This is a genomic window from Rhodococcus sp. BP-349, assembly GCF_019835845.1.
Taxonomy (GTDB): Bacteria; Actinomycetota; Actinomycetes; order Mycobacteriales; family Mycobacteriaceae; genus Rhodococcoides.
In genome coordinates this window covers 108,875-132,130 of sequence record NZ_JABUDR010000002.1, presented here as the reverse complement: position 1 = coordinate 132,130, position 23,256 = coordinate 108,875, and the positions used below count along the sequence as shown (strand labels likewise).

The window sequence follows — 23,256 nt, the reverse complement described above, 5'->3', positions numbered from 1 at the left end:
AGCCTCCTGATGTGACCGAAACCACTCCTGAGTTGTCGTGCCCATGCAGATCACAGTGAAGCGCGCGCTCGGCACGCTCGCTGTCGTCGCCGTCGTCGCCGTCGCCGGCATCGACGCGGCCGGCAGCGCCAGCGGATCCGACGCCCGCGCCAAGTTGACCCTGATCGCTCCCGCCGCCGCGGGAGGTGGATGGGACCTGGTGGCGCGTGAGTCGCAGCAAGCACTCCGTTCCGACGGCATCGTGAACAACGCCCAGGTGGTGAACGTCCCCGGAGCCGGCGGGACCATCGGGCTCAGTCAGCTCGAGAATCTCACGGGCCAGTCGACCACGGTCATGGTGACCGGCACGGTCATGCTCGGTGGTATCGCGATCAACGATTCCGACATCACCCTGCAGGACACCGTGCCCATCGCCAAGATGGCCGAGGACTTCGAGGTCTTCGTCGTGCCGCGTGATTCGCCGTACCAGAACATCGAGGACTTCATCACCGCATGGCGGGCCAACCCCGGTCTCCCCATCGGCGGCGGTTCGCTCGGCGGTATCGACCACATCGTCTCCGGTCAGCTGGCACAGCAGGTCGACATCGATCCGGCGGCGATCAACTACATCGCGTTCTCCGGCGGAGGTGAGGTGCTGACCTCGCTGCTGTCCAACACCGTCGGCATCGCCGTCAGCGGATACAACGACTTCCGCGACCAGATCGAATCCGGGAACGTCCGCGCCCTCGCGGTGGCGGCACCCGAACCCGTCGAGGGGATCGACACGCCGACGTTCAAGGAACTCGGGTACGACGTCGACCTGGTCAACTGGCGCGGATTCGTCGCACCTCCCGGCCTCTCCGACACCGACAGGCAGACGCTGATCGAGATCGTCACCGAGATGCAGGAGACAGAACAGTGGGACACCGCCATCGAACGCAATCGATGGAAGCCGTCCTTCGTCACCGGGGACGACTTCGGTGACTTCCTCGAGGTCGAACAGACCCGCATCACCGACATCCTCCGAGAGTTGGGCCTGGTATGAGTGAGAGTGTTTCGACCACGCGGGCGGAAACGCCGCCCGATACCGATCGTGGTTTCCTCCACGGTCGGAGTGGACTGGTGGTGTCGGGGCTTCTCGTCGCCCTCGGCCTGTTCCTGATCTACGGCACCGTCACCATGGACGTGCCCGACACCGCGACATCGCCCGGCCCGCAGGTCTTCCCGGCCATCATCGCCGGACTGTGCTTCGTGATCGCCGTACTCGTCGCGGTTCAACTGCTCCGCACTCCGGACGAGGTCGACCTCGGCGTCGACGAGGCCGGCGAGCCCAACACCGGAACCGTGTCCAACTGGCGCTCCGTCGGCATCACCGTCGGCTCGATCGCCCTGTTCATCGCCCTGCTGAATCCACTGGGATGGGTGCTCGCCGGTGCGCTGCTGTTCTGGGGCGTCTCGATCGGACTCGGCGGCACCCGGTACGTCTTCGACGCCGGTGTGGCGCTGGTCATGTCGTCCGTCGTCCAGCTGGTCTTCTCCGGTGGACTCGGGCTCACGCTGCCCGGCGGCATCCTCGCGGCGGTGTTCTGATGGACGCACTCTCCAATCTCCTCGACGGCTTCGGCACCGCGCTGACGCCCATGAACATCGTGTGGGTCGTCGTCGGCGCCCTGCTCGGCACCGCGGTGGGCGTCCTTCCCGGTCTCGGATCAGCCATGGCTGTCGCCCTGCTCCTGCCCGTGACGTTCACCCTCGAGCCCACGTCGGCGCTCATCATGTTCGCCGGCGTCTACTTCGGCGGCCTGTTCGGTGACTCGATCTCCGGCATCCTCATGAACACCCCCGGAAACAGCACGGCGATCGCGGGAACGTTCGAGGGGCACCGCATGGCGAAGAACGGCCGCGCCCCACAAGCGTTGGCCACCTCCGCCATCGGCGCCTTCATCGGCGGCATCATCGCCACCACCCTCGTGGTGTTCTTCGCCCCGACGCTCGCCGACCTGGCCACGAACTTCGGACCCGCGGAGTACTTCGCCCTGGCGGTGTTCGCCTTCATCGCGACGTCCGCAGTGGTGTCCGACTCCGTCCTCAAGGGTCTCAGCGCACTGCTGATCGGCCTGACACTCGCCGTCATCGGTATCGACGGACCCTCCGGCGCATCACGGTTCACGTTCGAGGTGCCGGCCCTGTTCGACGGCATCTCCGTGGTGGTCATCACGGTCGCGATGCTCGCCCTCGGTGAGGTCATCTTCATCGCCTCGAAGATCGGCAAGCCCGACGACACCACGCTCATCCCGTCGAAGGGTCGGCCCTTCCTCAGCAAGGCCGAGTTCCGCGAGGCGATGCCGGCGTGGTTGCGCGGCACCGCATTCGGAGTTCCCTTCGGCATCATCCCCGCCGGCGGCGCCGAGGTGCCGAGCTTCCTGGCCTACGGCACCGAGCGCCGGTTGGACCGACGCAGCAAGAACCCGATGTTCGGCAAGGGTGCTATCCGCGGCGTCGCCGGGCCGGAAGCCGCCGGCAACTCCACAGCCGGCACCGCGATGGGTGCGCTCCTCGCTCTCGGACTTCCCACATCGGCGACGGCAGCGATCCTGCTCGCGGCGTTCCAGCAGTACGGGATCCAGCCGGGTCCGTTGCTGTTCGAGCGCAACGGAGAGGTCGTCTGGGCACTGCTCGCCAGCCTGTTCGTCGGCATGGTCGTCCTCCTGATCCTGAACCTGCCGTTCGCACCGCTGTGGGCGCAGCTGCTCAGGATTCCCAAGAACTACCTGTACGCCGGCATCACCGTGTTCGCCTCACTCGGCGTATACGCGGTGAGCGCCTCGATCGTGGACCTCATCGCCATGCTCGGACTCGGCATCATCGGATTCATGCTGCGCCGTTTCGGAATCCCGTTGGCGCCGGTGCTCATCGCCGTCATCCTGGGACCGCTCGCCGAGGATTCGCTGAGACGAGCCCTGGCCGTCAGTGAAGGGGACGTCTCCGTCCTCGTCGGCAGTGGCATCACCGTCGTCCTGTACACGTTGATGGTCATCGCGGTGGTCTTCTCCATCGTGACGAAGGTGCGGTCGCGGGCGAAGGTGGACTTCTAGAGCACCGTGCTTCACCCCTCACCCCTCGCCCCCCGCGAGTACGTCGACAGTGTCGTGGTCCAGCAGCTGATCACGACGGTCAGGACGTACTCGCGGGGGGTTCGTGGGTGTTCACCCCCGCGTCACCCCACCGTGACTCAATGAGCGTCATGGGATACGACGAGACCTTCCTGTCCACCACCCCGCTGCCGATCCCCGCCCGGCCGGACCTGACCGTCCTGACCTACACGCACTTCTCGGTGTCGATGGATACCTCGCGGCGCCTCGCCGCCGTGACCGCGGTGAACATCGACGGCGGCGCGTTGCAGGAGGTGGACCGCGGAGACGACTGGCGCCTCGACCCGCGCCTGCCGGCGACACAGCAGGCCGGCCCGGAGCTGTACGCGGACAACGACATCGACCGTGGGCACCTCGTACGACGACGCGACCCGGTGTGGGGTTCGCGTGACGTCGCCGAGCAGGCCAACGAGGACGCGTTCCACTACACGGTGTGCGGACCGCAGACGGCCACGCTGAACCAGTCCAAGACTCTCTGGCTCGGCCTCGAGGACTACGTGCTCGAGCACGCGCGGACGTACGGGCAGACGATCTCCGTCTTCAGCGGCTGCGTGTTCGCCGAGGACGATCCCGTCTACCGCGGTGTCGCGATCCCGCGGCGCTTCTTCAAGATCGCGGCCTGGTGGCAGAACGACGTGCTCGCCGCGACCGGCTACGTGCTCGACCAGTCGGAATCGCTGGCACCCATCCTCGAACGCGGCGTCCTGGCGAGCGACATCCCTCCGCTCGGGGCGTACCGCACGTATCAGGTGCCGATCACCGACATCGCCGCTGCGACCGGCCTGGCGATGGCCGAGCTGACGGCGGCGGACCGCCTCGCCCTGGTTCCCGGCGTCCGGCCCGTGGAGTGGCGCGAGATCGAGAGAGCCGACGACCTGGTGTGGTGAGGTCGGTCCCGTCTCCTCCCCGCGAGTACGCCGGGGAGGAGGTGGGGACTTCCCGAGCTAGAGAACGATGTTCACCATTCTGCCCGGCACGACGATGACCTTCTTCGGCTCCTTGCCGTCGAGAAGTGCCACAATCTTCTCGTCCGCCAGGGCCACCGCCTGCACGTCCTCGCGGGACGCGTCGGCAGCGACGGTGATGCGCGAGCGCACCTTGCCGTTGACCTGGATCGGGTAGTCCACCGTGTCGTCCACGAGCCACTTCTCGTCGACCGTGGGGAAGGGACCGTGAGCCAGCGACTCGCTGTGGCCCAACGTGTTCCACAGTTCCTCGGCGATATGCGGTGCGAGAGGAGCCAGCATCAGCACCAACGGCTCGACGGCGTCCCGAGGTGCGCCCTGCGGGTACTCCTTCGTGAGGTGGTTGGTGTACTCGATGAGCTTCGCGCCGGCCGTGTTGTCGCGCAGCGCAGCGTAATCCGCGTCGACACCCTCGACGGTCCGGTTGAGAGCCTTCAGCGTGGCGTCGCTCGGCGTCGCGTCGGTGGTCCGGACGGCTCCGGTCTCCTCGTCGACCACCAGACGCCACACACGCTGCAGGAATCGCTGCGCGCCGACGACGTCCTTCGTCGCCCAGGGGCGCGAGGTGTCCAGCGGACCCATCGACATCTCGTACATGCGCAGGGTGTCGGCGCCGTACTCGGCGAAGATCTCGTCGGGCGAGACCGAGTTCTTGAGCGACTTGCCCATCTTGCCGTACTCGCGGTTCACCTCGGCGCCCTGGAAGAAGTACTTACCGCCCTCTTCCGTCACCTCGTCCGCCGGGACGTAGACGCCGCGCGCGTCGGTGAAGGCGTAGGCCTGGATGTACCCCTGGTTGTACAGGCGGCGGTACGGCTCCTTCGAGCTGACGTGGCCCAGATCGAAGAGCACCTTGTGCCAGAACCGGGCGTACAGCAGGTGCAGCACAGCATGTTCGACACCGCCGACGTACAGGTCCAGGCCGCCGGGATCGTTCTCGCCGTGGATGTCCGGACGCGGGCCCATCCAGTACGCCTCGTTCTCCGGTGCGCACATCTGCTCGGAGTTGGTGGGGTCGATGTAGCGCAGCTGGTACCACGAGCTGCCGGCCCACTGCGGCATGACATTGGTGTCACGCGTGTAGGTCTGCAGACCGTCACCGAGGTCGAGCTCGACGTTCACCCAGTCGGTCGCCTTCGCCAGCGGGGGAGACGGTTCACTGTTCGCGTCGTCGGGATCGAACGAGACGGGAGCGTAGTCCTCGACCTCCGGGAGTTCGACGGGCAGAACGGTTTCCGGCAACGGGTGTGCCTTGCCGTTCGCGTCGTACACGATCGGGAAGGGCTCGCCCCAGTAGCGCTGACGCGCGAACAGCCAATCACGCAGCTTGTACTGGATGGTGCCCTTGCCGTGGCCGTCCTTCTCCAGCTGCTGGATGACCCGCGCCTTCGCGGCATCCACGTCGAGCCCGTCCAGGAAACCGGAGTTCACCAGCTCACCGTCTCCGGTCCACGCGGACTCGTCCACGTCGCCACCCGAGATGACCTGCACAACAGGCAGTCCGAACTTGGTGGCGAACTCCCAGTCGCGCTGGTCGTGACCCGGAACCGCCATGATCGCGCCGGTGCCGTAGCCCGTCAGCACGTAGTCCGCGATGAAGACCGGCACCGACGCGCCGTTCACCGGGTTCACGGCGAAGGCGCCGGTGAACACACCGGTCTTCTCCTTGTTCTCCTGGCGCTCGAGGTCCGACTTGGCTGCGATCGCGCGACGGTACGCACCGACTGCGAGGACGGGAGTTCCCTCACCGTGCGTCCAGCGCTCGTCGGTGTCCGTCGGCCATGCCGCCGCCGTGATGTCGTCCACCAGCGGGTGTTCGGGTGCCAGCACCACGTAGGTGGCGCCGAAGAGCGTGTCGGGGCGAGTGGTGAACACGTCGATGTCGGCGGTGCCGGACCCGTGCGGCAGGCCCGCTTCGAAGGTGACCTCGGCGCCGCGGGACCGTCCGATCCAGTTGCGCTGCATCGTCTTGACCTTGTCCGGCCAATCGAGCAGATCCAGATCGTCGATCAGACGATCGGAGTAGGCGGTGATGCGCATCATCCACTGGCGCAGGTTCTTCCGGAACACCGGGAAGTTCCCGCGATCACTGCGACCGTCGGCCGTGACCTCCTCGTTGGCCAGCACGGTGCCGAGACCCGGGCACCAGTTGACCAGCGAGTTGGACTCGTAGACCAGCCGATGACCGTCCAGGACGTCGCGGCGCTCGGAGACGGACAGGGACTCCCACGACCGTCCGTCGTCGAGAACCCGCTCACCGGAAGCGAATTCGGCCTCGAGCTCGGCGATCGGACGAGCCTTGCCCGACTCGGTGTCGTACCAGGAGTCGAAGATCTGCAGGAAGATCCACTGCGTCCAGTGGTAGAAGTCGACGTCCGTCGTCGCCAGCGAGCGACGCGTGTCGTGACCCAGGCCCAGCCGCCCCAGCTGCCGGCGCATGTTGGCGATGTTCGCCTCGGTGGTGGTGCGCGGGTGCGTGCCCGTCTGCACCGCGTACTGCTCGGCGGGCAGGCCGAAGGCGTCGTACCCCAGGGTGTGCAGAACGTTGCGGCCCTGCATGCGGTGGTAGCGGGCGAACACGTCCGTCGCGATGTAGCCGAGCGGATGGCCGACGTGCAGACCGCTGCCGGACGGGTACGGGAACATGTCCTGCACGAACAACTTGTCGGTCGGAACCGGATCGCCGGTGCTGAGCTCGCCCACCGGATTGGGTGCGTCGAACGTCCCCTCGGCAGCCCACCGCTCCTGCCAGCGCGACTCGAGGGAACCCGCCAGATCCGCCGTGTAGCGGTGGCCGGGGGTCGTGTCGGGGGAGGTGTCGCCGTGTTCACTCACCCGACCAGCGTAAAGCGTGACGATCCGCACGCGGACGCCCGGCCACGACGCCGTAAAGTGGTGATCGTGATTGTCGTGTCCGTGATCCTTCTGCTCGTACTCCTCGTCGGCGCCGTGGCGCTGGGCGCGGTGGCGTTCCTCGGTCTGACCGGCCGCTTGAAGCGCAACTCCGTCGCCGGGGTCCGGACGGAAGCGAGCATGCGCTCGGACGAGACCTTCACCGTCGCCAACAGGGTCGCCGGCCCGACGACGGCCGCCGCCGCGGTCTTCCTGCTGGTCGGCGCAGTGTCGACCCTCGCGCCGGGCGGCATCTTCGGCGTGGTCGCCGCCGTGCTGACCACCGTCGCCGCGCTCGTCACCGCCGCGTACGGCGGTGCCATGGGTACCCGCGCCGCGGCTGCGATACCGGTCGAGGAGACCGGCGGGTGCGGCCACAGCTGCATCTCCTGCAGCCTCAAGGACGCGTGCCAGCCGTCCTGACGTGGCGTTCTCCCTGACAGGCACCATCAGAGCGCTCGACGGCTTCGTCCTCGCGATCTTCGCTGCTGCCATCGCAGCCACCGTGTTCCCGGTGTCCGGCACCGCGGCCGATGCCCTGTCGTGGGTCACCACGATCGGCATCGGCCTGCTGTTCTTCCTCTACGGGATCAGACTGTCTCCCCGTGACGCCATGGACGGTGTCCGGCACTGGCGACTGCACGGAGTCGTTCTCGCCTGCACCTACCTGCTGTTCCCCGTCCTCGGGCTCGGTGTACGGGTGCTCGCACCGGGGCTGCTGACCGACGACCTCTACACGGGCATGCTGTACCTCTGCCTCGTGCCGTCCACGATCCAGTCGTCGATCGCCTTCACCTCGATCGCCCGCGGCAACGTCGCCGGTGCCGTCGTCAGCGCGTCGCTGTCCAACATCGTCGGAGTGTTCGCGACGCCACTGTTGGTGGTCCTGCTGATGAGCACGACGGGCGGAGCGAGCATCGACGCCGGGTCGATCGTCGACATCATGCTGCAGCTCCTGCTGCCCTTCGTCGCCGGACAGTTAGCCAGGCGGTGGCTCGCGGGATGGGTGGCGCGGCACCGGTCCAGCACCCTGCTCGTCGACCGTGGATCGATCCTGCTGATCGTCTACGCCGCCTTCAGCGCGTCCCGCGTCGAGGGAGTGTGGTCCGCGACCACGCCGTGGCAGATCGTGGCGGTGGTGATCCTGTGCAGCGCACTGCTCGCCGTCGTTCTCGCGGCGACCGCCGGAATCGCCCGAGCACTCCGCATGTCACGCGACGACCGCATCGTCGTGGTGTTCTGCGGCTCGAAGAAGAGCCTGGCCAGCGGCATCGCGATCGCGTCGGTGCTCTTCGTCGGGCAACCCGTCGGCGTGATCGTGCTTCCCTTGCTGATCTTCCACCAGATCCAACTGGTGGTGTGCGCCGTCCTCGCCGGTCGCTACGAACGCCAGGCGATCAGGGATTCTTCCGCATCGACTTCCTGATCTCGTCCAGTCGCGCCGAGCCGGCTCGTTCCCGCTCCGCGAACTTCTCCGCCTCGGTGCGTCCGATCGTGCTCTCGGCGTCCAGCTCGGTGGAACCCACCGCGCGCCCCGAACGCCCGTCGATGCGTTCGCGCACCGCGTCGAAGGTGGGCACTCCGGCATCGGTGAACCCGGTCGGTGAACCGCCGCCCATCTGCGGGATGTCGTTCACGGACGGGGTGCGCGGCACGACGTCGGGATCGACGGACGCTTCCGGGGTGAGGCCCAGCGCGGCGTCGTACACCGCCCGCAGCGCCGGGCGAGCACTCGTGAGCGCGACGACGAGATCGAGTACCTCCGCATCGGGCAACGACGCGGCCCGGTCGGACGAGAAGTCGGTCATGTCACCAGGGTAGGCCCGAACGCCCCGGTGATCGTGGACTCCCGACCCCGGAATGCGGGGCTGGAAGTCCACGATCGGGCGGCTACGGCGTCGGCATCCCGCCGTTGACGTTCAGCGTGTCGCCGGTGACGTACCCGGACTCGGCCGACGAGAGGTACACGTAGGCACCGGCCAACTCGGCGGGCTGACCCGCACGACCGAGCGGCGTCTCCTGGCCGAACTCGGGCAGCGCCGACGTGGGCTGTCCGCCGGACGCCTGCAGGGGCGTCCAGAACGGACCGGGAGCTACGACGTTGACGCGAATCCCACGAGGAGCGAGTTGCTGCGCCAGCGCCTTGCTCATCGTGTTGATCGCCATCTTGGTCGTCGCGTAGTCCACGAGCCCCGGTGACGGCGTGTAGGCCTGGATCGAGCTCGTGTTGACGATGGTCGAGCCTGCCGGCATGTGCGGAACCGCTTCCTGAATGATCCAGAACAGCGCGTACACGTTGGTCTTGAACGTGGCGTCGAACTGGTCCGGGCTCAGGTCCTCGAGCTTCTCGACGTACTGCTGCTTGCCGGCGACGTTCACGAGAAGGTCTATGCCACCGAACTTCTCGACAGTGGTGCGGACGATGCCGCGAGCCGCGCACTCGTCCGTGAGGTCGGCGGGAGCGAGTACCGCCGTCCGCCCGGCGGTGCGCACCAGGTCGGCCACCTCCTGCGCATCCTTCTCCTCCGACGGCAGGTAGTTGAGGACGACGTCGGCGCCCTCGCGGGCCAGCGCGATGGCGACGGCGCGGCCGATGCCGCTGTCCGCACCGGTGACCAGTGCCTTGCGCCCGGTCAGCCGACCGGTGCCGCGGTAGCTGCCCTCACCGTGGTCGGCCTTGGGCTCGAGTTCCGCGGCGAGGCCCGGCGGATCCTGGTGCTGCTCGGGGTACCCGTCCTGTCGGTACTGGGTGACGGGATCGGTGAACGTGTACTGGTCGGTCATCGCCGTGGCATGCCCCGGCCGCGGGGGGTGCCAAACAGGTGTCACCGGGCACGTGGCGGGTACCACCGAAGACATGGCCCCGAAGTTCACCGGCGCAGGCACCTTCGTGCCCGAGTCCGACGATCTCCGCGTTCTCGCCGACGCGGCCCGCAGTTGCCGGGGATGCGACCTGTGGGAGCCCGCGGAGAACACGGTGTTCGGAGCCGGCACCCCGTCCGCTCGCATGATGCTCATCGGCGAGCAACCGGGGGATCAGGAGGATCGACGGGCACAGCCCTTCGTCGGCCCGGCGGGTGCGCTCCTGAATCGTGCTCTGGCGCAGGCGGACATCGACCGGGAGCTGACCTACGTCACCAACGCGGTCAAGCACTTCAAATTCACGCGTGCCGACCGCGGCCCGCGTCGCATCCACAAGAAGCCGCTGCGCTCGGAGGTCGTCGCCTGTCACCCGTGGCTCGAGGCGGAGATCCGCGCCGTCGACCCGTCCGTCGTGGTCCTCCTCGGCGCGACGGCGGCGCAGGCCATGCTGGGGACCTCGTTCCGGATCGGTGTCGACCGGGGGCGCGTCCTCGAGGTGGGCGAGGCGAGAGCTGTTGCCACCGCGCACCCGTCGGCCGTCCTCCGAGCGCCGGACGACGAACGCGATGCCGCGTTCGACGCACTCGTCGCCGATCTACGAGTGGCCGCATCACTCCTGGAATGACACCGGAAGTTCACAGGCACCGCCCCGGTCACCGCAGTAGCGTGGCGTCGTGACGAGAATCCCGCGAGACGGAACGATCTCTCCTGCCTACACCGGGCGCTTGGCCAACGATCCCGTTCCGGCGCTGCGACTGCCGGACGACCGCATGGATCCCGACGTCACCTACCGCTTCATCCACGACGAGCTGATGCTCGACGGCAGTTCCCGTCTCAACCTCGCCACGTTCGTCACCACGTGGATGGAGCCCGAGGCCGAGAAGCTGATGGCCGAGACGTTCGACAAGAACATGATCGACAAGGACGAGTACCCGGCCACCGCGGCGATCGAGGAGCGGTGCGTCAACATGGTGGCGGATCTCTGGAACGCGCCCGGGCTCGACCCGACCGATCCGTCCAGCGCGACGGGCGTCTCGACCATCGGCTCGTCCGAGGCCGTCATGCTCGCCGGTCTGGCACTGAAGTGGCGGTGGCGCGCACGTCGGACCGCGGCCGGTGCGGACACCGGTCGGCCCAACCTCGTGTTGGGGACGAACGTCCAGGTGGTCTGGGAGAAGTTCTGTCGCTACTTCGACGTGGAGCCGAAGTACCTCGACATGGAGCCGGGACGCTACGTCGTCACGGCCGACCAGGTGCGCGACGCCGTCGACGAGAACACCATCGGCGTGCTCGCGATCCTCGGGACCACGTTCACCGGCGAACTCGAACCCGTCGAGGAGATCGCGGCCGTGCTCGACGAGATCGCCGCGGCCGGCGGGCCGGACGTTCCGATCCACGTGGACGGTGCCAGCGGCGGTTTCGTGGTCCCGTTCCTGAATCCGGACCTGGTGTGGGACTTCCGGTTGCCGCGCGTGAGGTCCGTCAACGCCAGTGGTCACAAGTACGGACTGACCTACCCCGGTCTGGGATTCGTCGTGTGGCGCGAGAAGGAGGACCTCCCCGAGGACCTCGTGTTCCGCGTCAACTACCTCGGCGGTGACATGCCGACGTTCACCCTGAACTTCTCACGCCCCGGCAATCAGGTGATCGGTCAGTACTACAACTTCCTCCGCCTCGGCCGCGCCGGCTACACGGATGTCATGACCTCGCTGCGCTCGACCGCGACCCGCGTCGCCGACCACCTGCGCGAGCACGGCGACGTCGACGTCATCTCCGACGGGTCCGACATCCCGGTGGTGGCATTCGCGCTGCGCGAGAACTGCGGCTTCACCGTCTTCGACGTCTCGCACGAACTCCGCGCCCGCGGGTGGCAGGTTCCCGCGTACACCATGCCGGCCCGTGCCGAGTCGGTCTCGGTCCTGAGAATCGTTGTGCGAGAGGGCTTCTCGGCAGACCTGGGCAGGATGCTGTGCGAAGCGATCGACGCCGTCCTGGCGTCGCTCTCCACCGACGGCGACGGGCACTCGCACGCTCGGCACTTCGCCCACTGACGAGAACTCCCTGACGAGAACGTCGGTCTCAGTTCCGGTCGACGTCGATCGGGTGCGTCGCCAGCATCGCCAGCGGCAGCGGCTGACGGCGCAACACCTGCGCCCACAGATCGACCCGCGGCGGGCCCACGACGTCGGACGGCAGCGCGGACACCACCATCCAGTCGTCCCGCTCGAGCTCTCCCTCGAGCTGTCCGAGCGTCCATCCCGAGTAGCCGGCGAAGATGCGCATGCCCTCCACCAGCGGGGCGATCGCGGCCGGGTCGGAGTCCAGGTCGACCATCACGACACGGCCGTCCACTCGACGGATGCCCCGCACGTCGTCGACGTCCACGCCGGACCGCAGCGTGGCCAGACACAGCGCGGAGTCGCGTTTGACGGGTCCGCCCACGTAGAGCGCTTTCGGGGACGCCGCGAGATCCGACCACTGCGGCAGCACGGTGTGCACCGCCGTCTCGCTCGGCCGATTGATGACGACGCCCAGGCTGCCGGCGTCGTTGTGCTCGATGATGTAGACCACGGTGCGACGGAACGTCGGTTCGACGAGTTCCGTGGACGAGACCAGCAGCGATCCCGGCCGCACCACCTGATCGGCCGACGCGGTCCGGTCCTCCGGTTCTTCTGCGTGTGCCACCTCCTCATCATGGCACCGGCAGCCTCGACAGTGCGAGAGATGACGAGCCGAGGCGGCGGTTAGTGTCACCCGAGTGACCCGAACGGAGCGGACCGGCGCCGTCGACGCGCTGCGATCCGTTCGGCACGAGCCCGGAGCACCTCGTCTGGTCGCGTTGCGTGTCGCCTCCCAGTTCGGGGACGGCATGTTCCAGGCCGCCCTCGGCGGCGCCATCCTTTTCGACCCGCAGCGCGGGGGCGATCCCGCCGCGATCGCCGCCGGTTTCGCGGTGCTGCTGTTGCCGTACTCGCTGATCGGTCCGTTCGCCGCGCGGATTCTCGACCGCGTCGATCGAGCGACCGTGCTCGCCCGCGCAGGCATCGTCAAGTCGCTCCTCATCCTGTGCGCCACGGGGCAACTCGTCGCGGGCGCCTCGACGACGGCCGTCCTGGTCACGGCCCTCGCCGTCGTCGGAGTGAGCCGGTTCGTCCTGGCAGGCCTGTCCGCGTCGCTACCGCACGTCGTTCCGGTGCGATCGCTCGTCGCGACCAACGCCGCCCTGGTCACCGTCGGCGCAGTCGTGTCCGCCGCCGGCGCGTCGGTGGCGGTCCTGGTGCTCGGACTCGTCGGGCCGTCGGATCGGGCGACGGCCCTCGCGACGGCCGTGTCCGCTGTGGGTGCCGTCGCGGCGACTCTCCTCGCGCGCGGCTTCGCTTCCGGACAGCTGGGTCCCGGAGCCGCCTCGGCGTCCGCACCGGGCAGCCGTGTTCTCGCCGACTGGGTGTCCGGGTTCGTCGCGGTGCGCCGTACCCCGTCCGTCGCCGCCGCGCTGGTGGGAGTGGGTGCCCACCGGGTCGCCTTCGGCATCGACACCCTCGTCATGGTGCTGGTGCTGCGCGAGGGCGCGCGCTCGTCCGTCCTGCCCGGCGGTGTGGCGGGCTTCGGGTTGACGGTGGGTGCCGCCGCGGCGGGCATGTTCCTCGCCGCACTCGGCACGCCCGTTCTCCTGCCGCGCCTCGGCCGCACGCGCACAGTGGTCGGTGCGCTGGTCCTGGCCACGCTCACCCAGGCCACCCTCGTCGTCGCACTGGTGCCGGACCTGCTGATCCTCGCGGCGTTTCTCCTGGGGTTCGCAGGTCAGACGGTCAAGCTGACCGCCGACGCGGCCATGCAGACGGACATCGACGACGACACTCGCGGACGCGTCTTTGGAGTGCAGGACACCGTGTTCAACGTGGCGTTCGTCGGCGCCGTGGCGGGCGCGGCCTTGGTGATCGGTCCGGGGTCGACCGCGGTCGACACGTCCGCAGCCATCGTCTGCGTCGTGGCCGGCGTCGTCGCCTACGCGGCGGCAGCGGCGATCGCGCTCCGGCTCGGCGTCAGGACCTCGCCGCCCACCACGCCAGGAGCTCCTTCTCCGCATCCTCACGACTGAGCGGCCCGCGATCGAGGCGGAGCTCCTTCAGGAACTTCCACGCCTCTCCCACCTGCGGGCCGGCCGGAATGCCGAGCAGTTCCATGATGGCGTTGCCGTCCAGATCCGGACGCACCCTGGCCAGGTCCTCCTGCTCGGCGAGTGCCGCGATACGCCGCTCGAGATCGTCGTACGTGGCCTGCAGGGACGCTGCACGTCGCTTGTTGCGGGTGGTGCAGTCGGCGCGGACCAGCTTGTGCAGCCGGGGCAGCAGATCGCCCGCGTCGGTGACGTACCGACGCACCGCCGAGTCGGTCCACTGACCCTTGCCGTAGCCGTGGAAGCGCAGATGCAGGAAGACGAGCTGCGCGATGTCGTCGGTCAGCTTCTTCGGGAACTTCAGTGCGCGCAGGCGGCGACGCACCATCTTGGCGCCCACCACCTCGTGGTGGTGGAAGCTCACCCCGCCGCCGGGCTCGTTGCGTTTGGTGTCGGGCTTGCCGATGTCGTGGAGCAGCGCCGCCCATCGGAGCACCAGGTCCGGATCGCCGTCCTCGAGGTCGATCGCCTGCTGCAGAACCGTGAGGGAATGCTGATAGACGTCCTTGTGCTGGTGATGCTCGTCGATCTCGAGCGTCATCGCCGGCACTTCCGGGAGGATGCGTGCCGCGATCCCCGTCTCGCACAGGGCGTCGATGCCGTCGACGGCGAACTCGCCGAGAATCAGCTTGTCCAGCTCGGCGGTGACGCGTTCGACCGTGATCCGGTCGATCTGCTCCGCCATGTTCTCGATCGCCGCGCGGACCCGCGGCAGCATCGTGAAGCCGAGCTGGGCGACGAACCGCGCAGCGCGCAGCATCCGGAGCGGATCGTCGTCGAAGGACGCCTCCGGGGTGGTCGGCGTGTCCAGGACTCCCTCGAGCAGCGCGTCGAGGCCACCCAGGGGATCGACGAACTCGCCGGCCCCGTCCGGCCCGATCCGCACCGCCATGGCGTTGAGCGTGAAATCGCGCCGGACCAGGTCGTCCTCGAGCGTCGAGCCGTACTGCACGATCGGATTCCGGGACACCCGGTCGTACTTGTCGCTTCGGAACGTCGTGATCTCGATCTGCCGACCGTGCTTGACCGCACTGACGGTGCCGAAGTCGATGCCGGTGTCCCACTGATGGTCGGCCCAGCCCGCCAACAGCGCCTGCACGTGCTCGGGCAGAGCGTTCGTCGTGAAGTCGAGGTCACTGCTCAAGCGGCCCAGGAGAGCGTCCCGGACGCTCCCGCCGACGAGGTACAACTCGTGGCCCGCCGCAGCGAACAACGACCCCAGTGGACCGAGGATGTCGTCGTGCGCACGCAGGGCCACGGCACCCGACGCGAGGAGCCGTGCGCGGCGGTCCGGATCGGTGGCAGGCGGGGGAGGCACGACGTCACACCCTACCGAGGCGCGCACTTCGCGGTGCGTCCCACCGGGAGCAGGGCAGACGGAACTAGTATCGATCGGGTGTCCGGTGCCGAGCGAGCCAAGAGAACACGTCGCGGTGTGCGACGGCGTCCTCGTGCCGCCGCCGACCCCGGAACACGAGGGGCCGACAAACCCACGCTCCGCACCGTTCGGGAGACCTCGGCCGGTGGCCTGGTCGTCGACGGACTCGACGGACCCCGCGACGGACTCTGCGCCGCCCTCATCGGTCGCACCGACCGACGAGGCCGACTGCTGTGGTCGCTGCCCAAGGGTCACATCGAGCAGGGCGAGACGCCCGAGCAGACCGCCGAGCGGGAAGTGGAGGAGGAGACCGGCATCACCGGGTCCGTCCTCGCGCCACTGGGAAGCATCGACTACTGGTTCGTGACCGAGGGACGACGCGTCCACAAGACGGTCCACCACTACCTGCTGCGGTCCCTCGGCGGCGAACTGTCCGACGAGGACGTCGAGGTCACCGAGGTGGCCTGGGTGCCGCTCAGCGAACTCCACTCCCGGCTCGCGTACGCCGACGAGCGCAAGCTCGCCGAACGGGCCGGCGAGATGATCGACTCGATGGCGCGCGAGAAGTCCGCCGACACGCAGAATCCCCGACCGGTCTCCGACCTTCCCGCACCATCCCGACCGGTCTCCGACCTTCCCGCCTCCCCCCGACCGGTCTCCGACCTTCCCGCACTATCCCGACCGGTCTCCGACCTTCCCGCACCATCCCGACCGGTCTCCGACCTTCCCGCCGCCGAATGACCCGGTCCGCACCGACGGCCCGGCGCCTCGCCGTGGTCATGGCGACCCTCGCGGTGCTCGCCTGGCTGGCCGTCCCCGCGGGAGCGCAACCCTTCAACCCGCCCAGCGACCCCACCACGACGCGGAGCACACCGTCGCCCTCGGCCACGCTGGCGCCACCGGACACTTCGATCGACGGCACGTTCCTCTCGATCTCGGTCGACGAGGTCACCCCGACCACCGTCTCCACCAGCAGCCCGCCGGTCGTCACCGTCACGGGAACGGTCACCAACGTCGGGGACCGCGCGGTGTCCGACATCTCGGTCCGTCTCCAGCGGGCGCCCGCGGTACGCACGGCGGACGAGCTCCGGACATCGCTCACCGAGGATCAGGATCGCTTCGACACGGTCGGGCCGTTCGAGTCGCTCACCGGCGACGGAACGGACACCGCCCTGCAACGCGGCGACACGCTGCCGTTCGAGCTGACGCTGCCCCTGCGCTCGACCACCGGGCCGTCATTGCGCCTGGATCGGCCGGGCGTCTATCCGATGCTGGTGAACGTCAACGGCAACCCCGAGTACGGGCAGGAGGCACGGCTCGACGATGCCGCCTTCCTGCTCCCTGTATCCGGGTTGCCGCGGGACGCCACGGTGGTCGATCCGGTCGCTCCCGACGCCGCCCCGCTCCCGCCGGACACCGGACGCCCCGTCGCCACCACCCTGCTCTGGCCACTGGCCGACCGTCCACACCTCGCGGCGGGCCTACCCGGCTCCGTCGACGAGGAGGTGCGACTGAACGACGACGACCTCGCAGCCTCGCTGTCCGCCGGGGGTCGGCTCGAGGGGCTGGTGTCGGCACTGGAGTTCGCGACCGGTCCGACCGTCGACACCGAGGGCGCACTCGCGTCCTCCACGTGTCTCGCCGTCGATCCCGATCTGCTCGTCACCGTCTCGAGCATGACCCGGGGCTACCTCGTGGTCGACGACCCTGCCGATCCCACCGGCCCCGCCTCCGAGGGCAGCGGCGCCGTCGCCGCCGCGTCGTGGCTCGATCGCGTCCGCACCCTCGCGTCCTCGATGTGTGTCACCGCGGTGCCGTTCGCCCAGACCGATCTCGCAGCCGTCGCTGCCGTGGCCGACCCGACTCTGACGTCCGCCGCGATCACGACTCCGGCGGACGTCGCCGACTCGATCCTCGGAGTCACGTCCCGCCGTGATCTCCTGTGGCCGGACGCGGGTGCTCTCGATGATGCGGGGGCGGCCATGGTCGCGGCGTCGGGCCGGACGGTCGCACTGCTCGCACAGGACGCCGTGCAGACCGTCAGTACGCCCGACACGGTGACCCTCACGACCGATGCGGGCACCCCTCCGCTGCGTGCCGCGCTCTACAACACCGAGGTCTCCACCGCGCTGTCCGCGGTGGGCGAGCACCCGACGACCCCGTCCGTGACACCGCGTGAGCAGGTGTACGACGTCGCCGAGGACTCGCGCACGGCCCGATTGCAGGACGCGTTAGGCGCATTGCACTTCGATGCCCTGAACACCGGTGCCACGGACCCGGTCGCTGCGACCGACGGCCCACGATCGCTCACGGTCGCGCCGCCTCAGACGTGGACTCCCGACCGCGACGAGGCCTCCGCTGTGCTGGGCACCATCGCGGGACTGTTCCGCAGTGGTCTCGCGACACCGCGCTCGCTGTCGGACCTCCTCGCCGTTCCGCCGCCGCTGGAGGCGGCCGAGTCGGACTACCCGGACGCGGCCGTGGAGGACGGCGCACCGGCCGATGTCCGCGACGCCGCGGCTGCCCAGAACGCCCGCATCGGTGCCCTGGGGGCCGCGCTCATCGACGACTCCCGCGCCGCGATCTCGCCGGCGCTGTACCTCGCCCCGCTACGGGAGGATCTCCTGCGGGCGATGACCACGTCGGATCGACGGGGCGGGCAGCGCCAGGAGTCGGACGAGGCCGCGCGCCGCCGGGCCGCCGCCGTCGTCGCCGGTCTCGACCGTCTGTACGGCTCCGTGACGATCCTCGCGCCCGGCGGTGTCTTCACCCTCGCCTCGGAGGCCAGCCCGCTGCTGTTGGTCGCGCGGAACGATCTGCCCATCGGCATCACCGTCGACCTGGCGGTCGACGCGCCCGACGCGATGCAGATCGAGAACATCGGCCCTCAGCAGCTCCCCCCACGCGGAAGTCGTTCCCTGCAGATCCCCGCTCGAGTGAGCGATTCGCGCAAGATGGTGGTGGAGTTTTCTCTAAGCACCACCGACGGGACGCGACTCGGGCAGGCTGCGACCGTCAACGTGCGGTCCAATGCGTACGGTCGTGCTTTGGCGATCATCACAGCAGGCGCCGGTGCGCTCCTGCTGCTGCTCGCGGGCCGACGGTTGTGGCACCGGTTCCGGGGGCAACCGGATCCCGCCGACGAACAGTAAGGATTCTCGATGACGGGGAGCATTCCTCACGGGCGACGGGACGCCGTACCGCGGGCGCCTCGCGCGCCCTGGGAGCGCAGCTCCGATCCGGTGCAGCAGCGCAGTTCCGATCCTGTGCAGCAGCGCAGTTCCGAGTCTCCGCAGCAGCGCAGCTCCGACGCAGCTCAGGATCCGATGATGGTGCCGACGAGCGTCGCGCCCCCGGTCCGTCCTGCCGCCCCGACCCGCATCCCCCCGGCCGCGGCATCACCGCAGCCGGCATCCGGATCCGGCTCCTCCCGCCTGCTCTCGGCAACCGGCGCGATCGCGTTCGCGACGTTGATCAGCCGCATCACCGGATTCGCCAAGCAACTGCTGCTGGTCACGGTGCTGGGCACCACCGTCGCCACGTCGTACACCGTCGCGAGTGTCATCCCCAACATGATCGCCGAGCTCGTCCTCGGTGCCGTGCTGACGGCCATCGTCGTGCCCGTGCTGGTGCGGGCGGAGAACGAGGACGCCGACGGTGGCCGCGCGTTCGTGCGCCGGCTCTTCACCGCTGCGCTGACCATGCTGATCCTCGCGGCGGTGCTGGCCACGGCCGCGGCGCCACTGCTCACGCGCTACGTCTTCCTGTCGGAGGACGGCCAGGTGAATACGGGTCTCACCACCGCACTCCTTCTCCTGCTGTTGCCCGCGATCCTGTTCTACGGCCTCTCCGCACTGTTCACGGCGATCCTGAACACTCGGCAGAACTTCAAGCCCGGTGCCTGGGCACCGGTACTCAACAACCTGGTGGTGCTCGCCGTCCTGGTGATCTACCTCGTCGTACCGGGCGAGATCTCCCTCGATCCGGTGCGCATCAGCGACCCGAAGCTGCTGGTGTTGGGCGTCGGCATCACGCTCGGCGTCGTGGTCCAGGCCCTGAGCCTGGTGCCCGCGCTCCGACGGAACAACATCGATCTGCGCCCGCTGTGGGGACTCGACGACAGACTGCGTCAGTTCGGCGGCATGGCCGTCGCGATCGTGCTCTACGTCGTCATCAGTCAGGCCGGCATGGTGTTCGCGACGCGCATCTCCTCGCACGTCGACCCGGCCGGCCCGCTCATCTACAACCAGGCCTGGATCCTGCTGCAGCTGCCGTACGGCGTGCTCGGCGTGACGGTGCTGACGGCGATCATGCCCCGGCTCAGCCGCAACGCCGCCGCCAAGGACACTCCCGCCGTGGTCGACGACCTGTCGGTGGCCACCCGCATGACGATGCTGGCCCTCATCCCCGTCATCGGCTTCCTCACCGTGGCCGGCCCGCAGGTCGGCGAGGCTCTGTACGGCTATGGCAACTTCGGCGCAGCCGACGCCGAGCGACTCGGTGAAGCCGTCAGCTGGTCGGCCTTCACCCTCGTTCCCTACTCGCTCGTCCTGATCCACCTGCGGGTCTTCTACGCCCGTGAGCAGGCGTGGACGCCCACGTGGATCGTTCTCGGTATCACCGGCGTCAAGATCGCGCTGTCCGCCCTGACGCCGTTCCTGGCGACGTCGGATCGATCGGTGGTCCTGTTGCTCGGCGCAGCCAACGGTCTCGGCTACATCACCGGGGCGATCATCGGATGGATGCTGCTGCGTCGCAGCCTCGGCGAGCTACGACTCGCGGGAGTCCGGCGCACGGTCGCGGCGACGCTGATCTCCACCGCGATCGGCATGCTCGCGGTGTTCGCGGCCGACACGGCCCTCGGGCTCGACCGTCTGACCGGACCGGGCGCTCTGCTCCGCGTCGCTTTCGACGGCGCAGTCATGCTGCTGATCACCGGTCTGTGCCTGTACCGGGCACGGATCCCGGAAATCGAATCCATCACCGTCGCGGTGGCGCGTCGCCTCGGCCGCGCCCCGGCCGTGACGTCCGGACCTGTGACGACAGCGCATGTCGGGACCGATCCCATGTACGCGGAGACCGAGTTGATCCCCGCGATCGGTGGCCCCGACATGCCCCCGGTGGGTCGGCCGACCGAGGGGTTCGGTCGGGCCACCGGCGCGGGTCGGCTCCCGTACCCTGACAGGCGAGTGGACCCGCGAGCACACGGCGGTTCCCGCGCGCCGATGTACACCGGAGACGAGTCGGAGACGACGATCATCCCCGCGTACACCGGCGCATTCACGACCAGTGGTGACGAAGGAGTGTCAGTGACCGACGACGAGGGTGCACGGGGGCGTACGCCGTCCGAGGCCGAGGACGCCGCTCAGCCCGGTGGCGTGTCCACCGACGACCGTCGCGCCGCCGACTCCGATGCCGCCACCGGTTCGTCCGAGGACACCGACCGGCAGCCCGAGGCGTCCGCCACGGATACGAACGCGTCCGACCCCGACGATGTCACGGAGCCCGAGGCATCCGACTCCCGCGCTGTCACGGGGCCCGAGCGCACCGCCGACGACACCGAGTCCGGACTCGTCGACACCGGCGTCATGCCGGTCGGATCGCCCACTCTCCCCCCTGCCGTCCCTGTCGCCGGATCGCCCCGCGCGCCGCTGAGGGGACCGAAGCTCATCCCCGGCGCATCGGTCGCCGGCGGCCGTTACCGCCTTCTCGCACCCCACGGCGGTGCACGCGGACTCGAGTTCTGGCAGGCCCACGACGTCAAGCTCGACCGTGAGGTGGCCCTGACGTTCGTCGACGCCGGGCAACGCTCGACGGGCGATGCTCCCGAACGCTCCGACGGCCCGCAGGCCGTGTTGTCCCGGACTCTGCGTCTCGGCCGGATCAACTCTCCGGGACTCGCCCGTGTCCTCGATGTCGTCCGCGGCAGCTCGGGCGGCATCGTCGTCGCGGAGTGGACGCGCGGACGTTCCCTGCGCGAGATGGCCGACACGGAACCCTCCCCCCTGGGTGCCGCCAACGCCATCAAGTCGCTGGCCGCTGCCGCGGAGGCCGCCCATCGCGGCGGTGGCGCGCTGTCCATCGACCACCCGGACCGTGTGCGGATCAGCATCAAGGGCGACGCCGTTCTCGCGTTCCCGGCCACCTTCGGCGACGCTGATCCCGGCTCCGACGTGCGTGGACTCGGCGCGATGCTCTACGCGCTGATCACCGCGCGGTGGCCCCTGGGCGACCCGTCGGGCCCTGCGACCGTCGGCGGGATGCGCATCGCCGAACGCACGGCCTCCGGTGCGGCCATCGAGCCCCGCGAGATCCGCCCCGACGTGCCGTTCGAGATCTCGGCGGTCGCCGTGCGTGCTCTCGAGCAGAACAGCGGCATCCGCACGGCCGCCACCGTGCAGCACATCCTCGGCCAGGCCGCCGTGGTCAACGAGAAGACCGAGATGATCCCCGCACTGCGGCTCGGTCAGCGCCCGCCCGGGTCGACCGGTCACGCACTGGCCGACCCCGACGACGAGCCCCCCGCAAACCGCTCCAACGTCATGGTCGCCGCGTTGGTGGGCCTCGGTGTGCTCACCGTGGTGGTGCTCGGACTCGTCGGCTGGTGGCTCGCCAACCTGTTCGCCGGCGGCGGTTCGGACGAGCCTCTCACCGAGCAGAACTTCGGGCTCACGACGTCCGCGTCGGCTCCGGCCGCGCCCGGTGAGGTGGCACCCGCGCCGACCACCGTGCCCGTCGCGCTGTCGTCCGTCGACGTCTTCTCACCGCAGGGCACTCCTGACAACCCGAGCACCGTCGACAACGTGGCCGACAACGACCCGGCGACGGTGTGGGAGACGGACTCGTACTTCAACCCGTTCCCGTCCCTCAAGTCCGGCGTCGGCATCATGGCGACGCTGGACCAGGAGACCACTCCCGCCAGCGTCTACGTGAACTCGCCGTCACCCGGCACGGTCGTCGAGATCCGCTCGGCCACCAGCGCGACACCGAGCCTGGACGAGACACAGGTGATCGGGTCCGCGACGCTCGGCAACGGACTCACCGACATCGCCGTCACACCCGACGGCCCCGTCCGCTACGTGCTGTTCTGGATCACGGACCTCAGCACCGCCGGTGGCGGCAACCAGAGCACCATCGCCGACATCGGGGTCTCCGCAGCATCCTGATCACCGCGTGTCGTGCGCTGTCACAACAGATTTCGTGATCGGCTCGGACGGTTCGTTTCTGGGCTAGCCTCCGCGGGTGCGACAAATCGGGGGAGTCGCGGGTGGTGAGGCCACGGACGGCGAGCTGCTCGCGGCGCACATCGCGGGCGACGCGACGGCGTTCGCCGTGCTCGTGCGACGCCACCAGGACCACCTCTGGCTCACGGCCCGACGGGCCAGCTACTCCGCGGAGGACGCGGCGGACTCCCTCCAGGAAGCGCTGCTGTCCGCGCACCGCACCGCCGCCTCGTTCCGTGCGGACGCTGCCGTCCGCAGCTGGCTGCATCGCATCGTCGTCAACGCCTGCCTCGACCGCATCCGTCGTAATCGAGTCAGACCCACGGTGCCGCTCGGGGAGGAGACCCGCGAGCCGCGTGACCCCTTCGACCGCTACGCCGACGTCGACCTCTCCCTCGTCGTCGAGAAGGCACTGTTCTCTCTCCCTCCCGACCAGCGCGCCGCGATCGTCGCCGTCGACATGGAGGGGTACTCAGTGGCGGACGCCGCCGCGGCGCTCGGGGTTCCCGTCGGCACGATCAAGAGCCGCTGTGCGAGGGGTCGTCAGAAGCTCGCCGTCGTCCTCGCCACCGTTCGAGTGCAGAACTCGGACGAGTGAGGGGAACCGGGGACTCACCGACGGCGTCCA

18 protein-coding genes are annotated in these 23,256 nt (G+C 69.0%); 13 read left to right on the top strand and 5 right to left on the bottom strand.

Annotation, left to right across the window (positions count from 1 at the left end; genetic code table 11):
• The first annotated feature begins 43 nt into the window (after window positions 1-43).
• From HQ325_RS11035 to HQ325_RS11020, 4 genes are all read left to right on the top strand, one after another.
• Entirely contained in the window at window positions 44-1,024 is a 981-nt protein-coding gene (locus HQ325_RS11035) for a tripartite tricarboxylate transporter substrate binding protein (protein WP_261778225.1), read from the top strand.
• Window positions 1,021-1,569 (top strand): tripartite tricarboxylate transporter TctB family protein, encoded by a 549-nt coding sequence (locus HQ325_RS11030; RefSeq protein WP_027505982.1) that lies wholly within the window; start codon window positions 1,021-1,023, stop codon window positions 1,567-1,569. The genes HQ325_RS11035 and HQ325_RS11030 overlap by 4 nt, the downstream gene beginning before the upstream one ends.
• Window positions 1,569-3,074: a tripartite tricarboxylate transporter permease gene (locus HQ325_RS11025; protein ID WP_222629451.1), complete on the top strand. Its 1,506-nt coding sequence runs from the start codon at window positions 1,569-1,571 to the stop codon at window positions 3,072-3,074. The genes HQ325_RS11030 and HQ325_RS11025 overlap by 1 nt, the downstream gene beginning before the upstream one ends.
• 140 nt (window positions 3,075-3,214) lie before the next feature.
• A complete protein-coding gene (locus HQ325_RS11020) occupies window positions 3,215-4,018 on the top strand; it encodes a DNA/RNA non-specific endonuclease (RefSeq protein WP_222629448.1) in 804 nt (267 codons plus the stop codon).
• Window positions 4,019-4,075: 57 nt separating this feature from the next.
• Here HQ325_RS11020 and leuS read toward each other — a convergent pair whose 3' ends face one another.
• A complete protein-coding gene (gene leuS / locus HQ325_RS11015) occupies window positions 4,076-6,931 on the bottom strand; it encodes a leucine--tRNA ligase (protein ID WP_222629445.1) in 2,856 nt (951 codons plus the stop codon).
• Window positions 6,932-6,997: 66 nt separating this feature from the next.
• Between leuS and HQ325_RS11010 the strand changes: the two genes are divergently transcribed.
• A complete protein-coding gene (locus HQ325_RS11010) occupies window positions 6,998-7,411 on the top strand; it encodes an SdpI family protein (protein WP_222629443.1) in 414 nt (137 codons plus the stop codon).
• Between the two features lies 1 nt (window position 7,412).
• Window positions 7,413-8,414, top strand: a complete 1,002-nt coding sequence (locus tag HQ325_RS11005; RefSeq protein ID WP_308014522.1) for a bile acid:sodium symporter family protein — start codon at window positions 7,413-7,415, stop codon at window positions 8,412-8,414.
• Here the strand turns inward: HQ325_RS11005 and HQ325_RS11000 are convergent.
• Both HQ325_RS11000 and HQ325_RS10995 read right to left on the bottom strand, forming a co-directional pair.
• Window positions 8,386-8,796: a PspA/IM30 family protein gene (locus HQ325_RS11000; RefSeq protein ID WP_222629441.1), complete on the bottom strand. Its 411-nt coding sequence runs from the start codon at window positions 8,794-8,796 to the stop codon at window positions 8,386-8,388. The genes HQ325_RS11005 and HQ325_RS11000 overlap by 29 nt on opposite strands.
• Before the next feature lie 82 nt (window positions 8,797-8,878).
• Window positions 8,879-9,772, bottom strand: a complete 894-nt coding sequence (locus HQ325_RS10995; RefSeq protein ID WP_222629439.1) for a glucose 1-dehydrogenase — start codon at window positions 9,770-9,772, stop codon at window positions 8,879-8,881.
• 73 nt (window positions 9,773-9,845) lie between these two features.
• Here HQ325_RS10995 and HQ325_RS10990 point away from each other — a divergent pair, with 73 nt between their 5' ends.
• A complete protein-coding gene (locus tag HQ325_RS10990; protein WP_222629437.1) occupies window positions 9,846-10,475 on the top strand; it encodes a UdgX family uracil-DNA binding protein in 630 nt (209 codons plus the stop codon).
• Window positions 10,476-10,524: 49 nt separating this feature from the next.
• Window positions 10,525-11,901, top strand: coding sequence for a glutamate decarboxylase (locus HQ325_RS10985; RefSeq protein WP_222629435.1), 1,377 nt, complete (start codon window positions 10,525-10,527; stop codon window positions 11,899-11,901).
• 28 nt (window positions 11,902-11,929) lie between these two features.
• Here HQ325_RS10985 and HQ325_RS10980 read toward each other — a convergent pair whose 3' ends face one another.
• Window positions 11,930-12,535 carry a YqgE/AlgH family protein gene (locus HQ325_RS10980; RefSeq protein ID WP_204869425.1) on the bottom strand — a complete coding sequence of 202 codons (606 nt, stop codon included), beginning with the start codon at window positions 12,533-12,535 and terminating at the stop codon, window positions 11,930-11,932.
• Window positions 12,536-12,608: 73 nt separating this feature from the next.
• On the opposite strand from HQ325_RS10980, the gene HQ325_RS10975 reads away from it, so the two are divergent.
• The gene (locus tag HQ325_RS10975; protein ID WP_222629433.1) at window positions 12,609-13,949 is read left to right on the top strand and encodes an MFS transporter; all 1,341 of its coding nucleotides are present in this window, start codon (window positions 12,609-12,611) and stop codon (window positions 13,947-13,949) included.
• Here HQ325_RS10975 and HQ325_RS10970 read toward each other — a convergent pair.
• Window positions 13,894-15,345, bottom strand: coding sequence for a CCA tRNA nucleotidyltransferase (locus HQ325_RS10970; RefSeq protein ID WP_222629431.1), 1,452 nt, complete (start codon window positions 15,343-15,345; stop codon window positions 13,894-13,896). The genes HQ325_RS10975 and HQ325_RS10970 overlap by 56 nt on opposite strands.
• A 78-nt stretch (window positions 15,346-15,423) precedes the next feature.
• Here HQ325_RS10970 and HQ325_RS10965 point away from each other — a divergent pair, with 78 nt between their 5' ends.
• The 4 genes from HQ325_RS10965 (at window position 15,424) to sigM (ending at window position 23,226) form a co-directional block, all read left to right on the top strand.
• Window positions 15,424-16,146: an NUDIX hydrolase gene (locus HQ325_RS10965; RefSeq protein WP_308014523.1), complete on the top strand. Its 723-nt coding sequence runs from the start codon at window positions 15,424-15,426 to the stop codon at window positions 16,144-16,146.
• Window positions 16,143-18,557, top strand: coding sequence for a DUF6049 family protein (locus tag HQ325_RS10960; protein WP_222629429.1), 2,415 nt, complete (start codon window positions 16,143-16,145; stop codon window positions 18,555-18,557). Before HQ325_RS10965 ends, HQ325_RS10960 begins: the two co-directional genes overlap by 4 nt.
• A 174-nt stretch (window positions 18,558-18,731) precedes the next feature.
• Window positions 18,732-22,571, top strand: coding sequence for a murein biosynthesis integral membrane protein MurJ (murJ, locus tag HQ325_RS10955; RefSeq protein ID WP_374107232.1), 3,840 nt, complete (start codon window positions 18,732-18,734; stop codon window positions 22,569-22,571).
• 76 nt (window positions 22,572-22,647) lie between these two features.
• Window positions 22,648-23,226: an RNA polymerase sigma factor SigM gene (gene sigM / locus HQ325_RS10950; RefSeq protein ID WP_222629425.1), complete on the top strand. Its 579-nt coding sequence runs from the start codon at window positions 22,648-22,650 to the stop codon at window positions 23,224-23,226.
• Window positions 23,227-23,256 lie beyond the last annotated feature (30 nt).

Coding starts and splice junctions, on each gene's coding strand:
- HQ325_RS11020 (WP_222629448.1), top strand. CDS start 3,215: ATGAGCGTCATGGGATACGACGAGACCTTCCTGTCCACCACCCCGCTG.
- HQ325_RS10990 (WP_222629437.1), top strand. CDS start 9,846: ATGGCCCCGAAGTTCACCGGCGCAGGCACCTTCGTGCCCGAGTCCGAC.
- murJ (WP_374107232.1), top strand. CDS start 18,732: ATGATGGTGCCGACGAGCGTCGCGCCCCCGGTCCGTCCTGCCGCCCCG.
- HQ325_RS10995 (WP_222629439.1), bottom strand. CDS start 9,772: ATGACCGACCAGTACACGTTCACCGATCCCGTCACCCAGTACCGACAG.
- HQ325_RS11000 (WP_222629441.1), bottom strand. CDS start 8,796: ATGACCGACTTCTCGTCCGACCGGGCCGCGTCGTTGCCCGATGCGGAG.
- HQ325_RS11035 (WP_261778225.1), top strand. CDS start 44: ATGCAGATCACAGTGAAGCGCGCGCTCGGCACGCTCGCTGTCGTCGCC.
- HQ325_RS11030 (WP_027505982.1), top strand. CDS start 1,021: ATGAGTGAGAGTGTTTCGACCACGCGGGCGGAAACGCCGCCCGATACC.
- HQ325_RS10960 (WP_222629429.1), top strand. CDS start 16,143: ATGACCCGGTCCGCACCGACGGCCCGGCGCCTCGCCGTGGTCATGGCG.
- HQ325_RS11025 (WP_222629451.1), top strand. CDS start 1,569: ATGGACGCACTCTCCAATCTCCTCGACGGCTTCGGCACCGCGCTGACG.